This window comes from Polaromonas sp. P1_E1_2 (assembly GCF_056406035.1).
On record NZ_JBFUAZ010000229.1, the window covers coordinates 1 to 6,034 of the forward strand.

6 protein-coding genes and 1 pseudogene are annotated in these 6,034 nt (G+C 59.2%); 3 read left to right on the forward strand and 4 right to left on the reverse strand.

Features of this window, described 5'->3' with window-relative positions; translation table 11 throughout:
- Together AC1D1P_RS12115 and AC1D1P_RS12120 are read right to left on the reverse strand one after the other, a co-directional pair.
- On the reverse strand, window positions 1-1,455 hold a 1,455-nt coding region (locus AC1D1P_RS12115; protein ID WP_477673148.1), incomplete at its 3' end, for an HAD domain-containing protein.
- Between the two features lie 39 nt (window positions 1,456-1,494).
- A complete protein-coding gene (locus AC1D1P_RS12120; RefSeq protein ID WP_477673149.1) occupies window positions 1,495-2,304 on the reverse strand; it encodes a hypothetical protein in 810 nt (269 codons plus the stop codon).
- A gap of 149 nt (window positions 2,305-2,453) precedes the next feature.
- Between AC1D1P_RS12120 and AC1D1P_RS12125 the strand changes: the two genes are divergently transcribed.
- Window positions 2,454-2,681, forward strand: coding sequence for a helix-turn-helix domain-containing protein (locus tag AC1D1P_RS12125; RefSeq protein ID WP_477673150.1), 228 nt, complete (start codon window positions 2,454-2,456; stop codon window positions 2,679-2,681).
- A gap of 235 nt (window positions 2,682-2,916) precedes the next feature.
- On the opposite strand, the pseudogene AC1D1P_RS12130 reads toward AC1D1P_RS12125, so the two are convergent.
- Window positions 2,917-3,066: pseudogene (locus tag AC1D1P_RS12130) on the reverse strand (O-methyltransferase); the annotation flags it as partial.
- 344 nt (window positions 3,067-3,410) lie between these two features.
- Window positions 3,411-3,803 (reverse strand): nuclear transport factor 2 family protein, encoded by a 393-nt coding sequence (locus tag AC1D1P_RS12135; protein ID WP_477673151.1) that lies wholly within the window; start codon window positions 3,801-3,803, stop codon window positions 3,411-3,413.
- A gap of 126 nt (window positions 3,804-3,929) precedes the next feature.
- Here AC1D1P_RS12135 and AC1D1P_RS12140 point away from each other — a divergent pair, with 126 nt between their 5' ends.
- Entirely contained in the window at window positions 3,930-4,826 is an 897-nt protein-coding gene (locus tag AC1D1P_RS12140) for a helix-turn-helix domain-containing protein (protein WP_477673152.1), read from the forward strand.
- A gap of 237 nt (window positions 4,827-5,063) precedes the next feature.
- The coding region (locus tag AC1D1P_RS12145; protein ID WP_477673153.1) for a HAMP domain-containing protein at window positions 5,064-6,034 on the forward strand (971 nt) is incomplete at its 3' end.

Genomic DNA, 6,034 nt, shown 5'->3' on the forward strand with positions numbered 1-6,034 from the left:
CTTCAGGGTGTCGCCTGCAGAGTCCAATGGAAAGCGAAGGCGCCAGGTTGTTGTCAACACGATGTCGACTTCCGGGAAATCACGCAGGATTTTCTGGAGCCGATCGCGGTTACAAAACCGGCTCTCCCTATCGCAAACGTCTGGATGGAGGACGCCATCGAAGTCAAGAAACAGGGTCATATATTCCTTACTGGTGTCCATCGGGTGTTTCGTGATCCGCGTCAGGTGCTCGCGGAACACGTCTTCATCGGACGGCGTGAATCCGACGCCTTTATTGATCGGCATAAGGTTGACGCTGCCGGGTGAGAACCACCAGGCGCGGTCATCTAAAGCCATCCATGGAGTCCAGGCTGGCCGATTCGATTTAAGCCATTTCAGGCATTCGGCCTCGCGCGGGTAGGGCAGCGGAGCCAGACCTCGCGATTCACGCCGGCCTAAAAATGGCGTGACTCCGATGACCCGTGAGGCGATGTCTGGGGAAAAATGCCGGCGCATGTTCGATACAGCAACCGCTTCACCTTCATTGAACCAATCGAGGCGCCAGTCTGAGGAAATGACGATTTCGACGGAAGGGAAGTCCCGCAGGATTGCTTCCACGAGAGGGAGTTGAGACAGTTTTTTTTTAGCCATGAGTGGCTCCGGATGCAGCACCCCGTCGAAGTCAAGAAAGAGAATCGGGCTCATGGCGGCGCGTTCTTGAAAACGTCCAGGTATTTTTTGCCGGAAGTCCCGCTGCGCATCCAGCTCGCCGGGGACGATCACGGCGGCGTTTCCGTCCGCGTTGATGGCGGTAATACCCCGCAAGCCAACGCCGAAACTCCTGAAGCCCTGCTGACCCCATCGGTCGGAGCTATCCAGGTTATCGTGGTGGTGCCCATGCACTGTCACCTTGGCACCCATGCTTTGCGCCAGGGTGTCCAGGATTTCAAAACCGTTGTGGTGATAACCCGGCGCCTCGTGGGTGATGAGGATGTCCGCCTGCATCAAGGACAAACGATCCAGTTCGTCCGGATAAATGGTGGACCAGTGTTGGCGCGACACACCGCCTTGCCACCGGTCCTGCTGCGGCGTGGCCTGGATATGCTCTTGGCGATTGCGAAATTTTGGTGGCGTAGGCAGGCTGGGATACCAGACACTTTCCCGAAATACGCCACCCAAGCCGGCGATCCGGATGCCATTGGGCAGGGTCGCCACCCGGCCGTCGAGGTTTTTGTCTGCGAGCTTGCTGCCCCAGAGGTGATCCCAGTTGCGCTCGCTGTCGGTGTCGTGATTGCCGTGGATGTACCAGAGCTTGTCGGAAATCGGTGCCAACTCCTCGTGCAGCGGCCGCACTGGCTCCATGTCCCCCAGCAATATGACTGCTGATGCGCGCAACTCGTCGGCAGTTCGCAGGATATGGCCAAACTGCCCGTGCGGGTCGCCGCAGAACAAAACGATTTCGCCAGGGGATTTCACAGCACTCTGGGCTCCAGCAGAATCTGGGGTGACCTTCGACTACTGCTTTGAAAGCGTGGCACCGACACGCCAGCTCACCATTTCTTTATAGGCGTCGGGCTTGCCCTCATACGCCTGGTCGACCGCAGCCTGAAGGGTCTTCACCCATCTTTGGAGGTGGGCAATGAACTGGCTCTTGATGGGATCGGCTGCAATTTCCGATTTGCTCCAGCCACCGGTGAACCCTTCGGAATCCGGGAAGATGTCAAAGGTCACGTCAAGCTTCTTTGAGTTCATGCCGTCTCGGAGAACCCCAACACGAATGGCCTGTTTCTGAAGAGGTGCTGCATTTTGCGGTTGCGTGATGTCGGGCGTCGCTCCGGACTGGTATTTGTTAACGGAGACAAATGCGCAATTGGTGCCGCGGGTGAACGTCGGTTGTTCAGCACTCAGCACGACGCCGTAGATGTCCTGAGCGCCTGCGCCCCCGCCGCACGGCGTTGGGTTCGTCCAGGAAGTGTGCTTCTTGTTCTCGACGTGGGAAACCCGCACGCTTTGAACGTCACGCACTACGCCTTGCTCAATGCGCACAAAGTTGGTTCGACTCACAACATACTCACCAGTGCTCGGGTTGTCCTTATTCAGTAAGCCTTTGGACGGCGTCGCAGACAGGAGCGTCCAGCCCTCGCCAGGCAGCCAGATGGGGTAGCCGCCGGCCGTCAGGGTTGCGGTTTGCGGCATGCCAGTTACCGCATCGGCTGACGCACGATGCTCGGCGCTGCTGGAAACATACAGCTCCTGGGCTGCGACAGACAAAGAAACTGCGGCCAGTAGGGCAACGACAAAACGGCTTTTGAAGGATTTTTTCATAGAAATCTTTGCAAGGAATTGAGAGTTGGTGAGTGAGCTTTTTTCTACGCCTGGTCATTTTTCGCGGGGTAGTCGTCTGTTGGATTGTAAAAATAGTCGAATTTAGACTATTTTGCACTAATCGGGATAGTTGGCCAGCCATGGCTAACATGTTCAAAACCCGATACAGCTTGCGCTATAAGCAGTTTCTTGCCGCTTTGTGCGCTGCCAGGGAAGAACGCGGCATGACCCAGGTTGAATTGGCCAAAAAATTGCGCGTCACCCAGTCCTGGGTAAGCAAGTGCGAACGAGGGAGTAGAAGGCTGGACGTGGTCGAGCTGGAAATCTGGTGCAAAGCATTGGGAATGGACGTTCCCACTTTGCTGAGTTCGTTCTAGTTTTTTTGCCCAGGCTGGGCGGATCTGACTGGATTCCAGCCGAGTGGTCAACAGTTCAGCGTAGGGATCGCTTGTTGGCGCTGACCTTCCTTGGGTGCTGCAGCAGCTGGCGGTGGGCCCTCCGGAGCGAGCAATGTCACCCATGATAGACATTGGGTGCAATTTGTATGCTGTCGCATACATTTATATGCTGAGTACCGTCGAAATCTACCCTCGGGTCAGACCTCAGCGGAATTCAGCAGCCAAGCCGCATCGATAACTCCACGTCCTCGCCGAACGACACGGACAGGTAGCCACTGCCGGGCGAACGCATCCGGGTAAGGTAGTCCGGGCTCCGGTCGGCGTTGTCGGCCACGATCAATGCACCCGGCAAAAGGCGGCTCTCCGACTCTTTCTGGACAGAGACCGCGAGGAATCATTCTTCTCGCAAGCTGGCGTGCCGCGCCCGTGCGAGGCGTTCAGGCTGGCGCCGTTGGAGCAGGATGAGCAGCGCCTCGTACAGAAGGTGCACGGCCGCGGTCGCGCCAACGGCCGTCCAGGTCCACGCCATGCTCATGGGTCAAGCTTTCTGAGGCGCGAGCGCTGCGCGTCGCTCCAGCAGTTCGAAGAGGCCCATGCCCAGCAGCATTGCAGCGACGAACACCGCTGCCTTGATTTCGCCCATCCCATCAACCGGTCCAAGTATTTATCCGCACCCCCAGTGAGTCAGATTTCGACGGAATTCAACAGTCAGACACMCCAGAAAGCATCTTCCTGCTCGGGATCACTCGAGAACAGCCTGGCTTCAACGATCTTGCCTTCTTCGACGCGAAGCAGGTCGATGCCTTGCTGGGACAGTAGCAAGCCATCGCGCTGCCCCTTGAACTCAAGCTCCACGGTGACCCAGGCGCCATTAGCCATGTAGCGATGCGCTTGGGTGATCGCAAATGTTCCTTTGGACATCTCCATCATTCCGCCGATCATGGTTCCTACGGCTTGAAGGCCTTGGTGCGTGCCGGAGAAACGGTTGTGTCCGGGCTGGTGCCACACGATGTGCGGCGCCAGCAGAGCGCCTAGCGCGGCTTGATCACCGGATTGAACGGCTTGAATGTACTTTTGTGCAATTTCGATCGGGGTGGTCATGGCTTCCTCTGTTAGCTGGGTTGAGTGTCGGCCCTGCATTTCGCCAGGAACCGTCTGGACAAACTATAGGTTTCATTCGTTCTGCCGTCACGGTGGAAAGCTGCCGGGGAATGGTAATAATCGGACATGAGTCGAAATAACAAGGAGACGGGAAATACGCTGGAGCGGATCGCCTACGCGCCGCCGGCTGACTACGCCTTCGATATCGAGATCATTTCCATGCGGGACCTGCGCGCTCGTGCGCCTGCAGCGGACCTGCGCAGYCCGCACCGCATCGAATTCCATGAGTTGATTTTTGTCACTCGCGGCGAGTGCACACATGTGGTGGACTTTGAACCCATCCACTGTCGGCCCGGAACTGCACTGCTTCTGCAGCCGTCTCAGGTCGAGCAGTTCGACGTCGAAACGCCCTGGGACGGCTGGCTTGTTTTATTTCGTCCTGAACAACTCTTTGCATCTCAGGGAAAAACGCGCAAACCTGGCCTGATTCAGGCAGTGGCCGAGCTGCCTGTACAGCTCACCCTCGACAGTGCCGAGGCGCGGGTGCTGCGGCAATCCATCGCGCAGATGCACCTGGACGGGCGCTTGCAAGCCGGCAAGCCGGAGGCCGAGGCCTTGTTGTTGCACCAGCTTTGCGTCGTTCTCCTTCGGCTGGTTCTCGCGYACCAGCAACAACGCAGCGGCAGCAACGCCAAACCTTCAGAGCTGGATCGCTTTCGGCGATTTCGGCTTCTCGTGGATCAATCGTTTGCCAAGTGGCACACGCTGGCCCAATACGCGGATGCGATCGGCTGCACGACCAGAACCTTGACTCGAGTCACCATGAGTGTCGCGGGGGTTAGCGCCAAAGCGTATGTGGCGGACAGGATTTCGCTGGAAGCCAAACGATTGCTTGCGCACACAGGGAAGCCCGTCGCCAGCATCGCAGACGAGTTGGGGTTCGACGACTCCAGCAACTTCACCAAGTTCTTCAGGCGGGAAGCTGGATGCACGCCAATAGAGTTTCGCTCGGGTTGCCACTAGGATTCGCCCACGTATGGCCTGATGGCTTATGGCATAGTTTTTGTCTATGGGCGAACAGCGCATGAATCCGCTGAAGTTTGACTCAATTTAGAGTGACCCCCTGGGGCTGCAGCAGCCCAAAGTCAGCCTAGCACTTCAAGGTGATGTGGCACCCGCGGAGCCGAAGGTCAGGATGAAAAAATCACTGCCTCACCGCTGCCTCATAATTCAGGCCTTCCCCCTTTCTCCTGGCCCACCATGTACCGCGCACGACTCTCTCTGGCATTTGCTGCCCTGGTGGCCCTGGTGTGTATCCAGGCCACCTTTGTGTATTGGGGGGCCAACCGCGTCAATGACTATGCCCAGCACAGCCGCCTGGCGAGCGACATCCAGTCCGAACTGCTGGATTTGTCGGCCAACAAGCAGCGACTGCGGGTATGGGCCATGCAGCGCCTGATGAACACCGATGCCCAGCCGGAGCAGCGCGAGCGCCTGGTGGCTGCCATGTACGCCAGCGCCGCCAACCTCGATGACCTGGTGCGACGCGACTTGGCGTTGTGGAACGAATTAGCTCGCCGTGAAGGCGTGAGCATGCCGGCCGAGGTGCCCCAGCTCGTGGGCGTGACCGAGCTGCTGCGCGACAACATCCAGGCGGTGGAGGCGCGGCTGGCGCAGCTGGTGCCACTGGAGAAAGGCGCCAACTTTCCGGCCCTTTGGACCGAACTTACCCAGGTGTTCGACATGGCGCGCGGGCGCGACCTGCGCGAGCTGATCAACGGCGCCATTGCGCACCAGCGCACGGCCGTGCCTGTGGCGCGCGCCGCCACCGAGCGTGGGCTGGACGTGCTGCGGGCGCAGGCCGTCGGCATGGCGCTCATCACCCTGGTCGTTGCGGTGGTGCTGGCGTTGCACCTCAAGGGACGCCTGCAGCGCCCGCTGGACCGTCTGCTGCAAGGGACGCAGGCCCTGCAAGCCGGGGCGCTCGACYACCGCGTGGCCACCGGCTCCAACGACGAATTCGACCGCGTGGCCCAGCATTTCAACGCCATGGCGGCAGAGCTGCAGCAGCATCGCGCCGAGGCCGATGCAGCACGGCGCGGGCTGGAAGATGCCGTGCAGGCCCGCACCCGCGAACTGAGCGCTGCCCACGACACCCTGCAGCGCCTGGACCAGCGTCGCCGCCAACTGTTTGCCGACCTCGGCCATGAGCTGCGCACTCCCGCCACTAC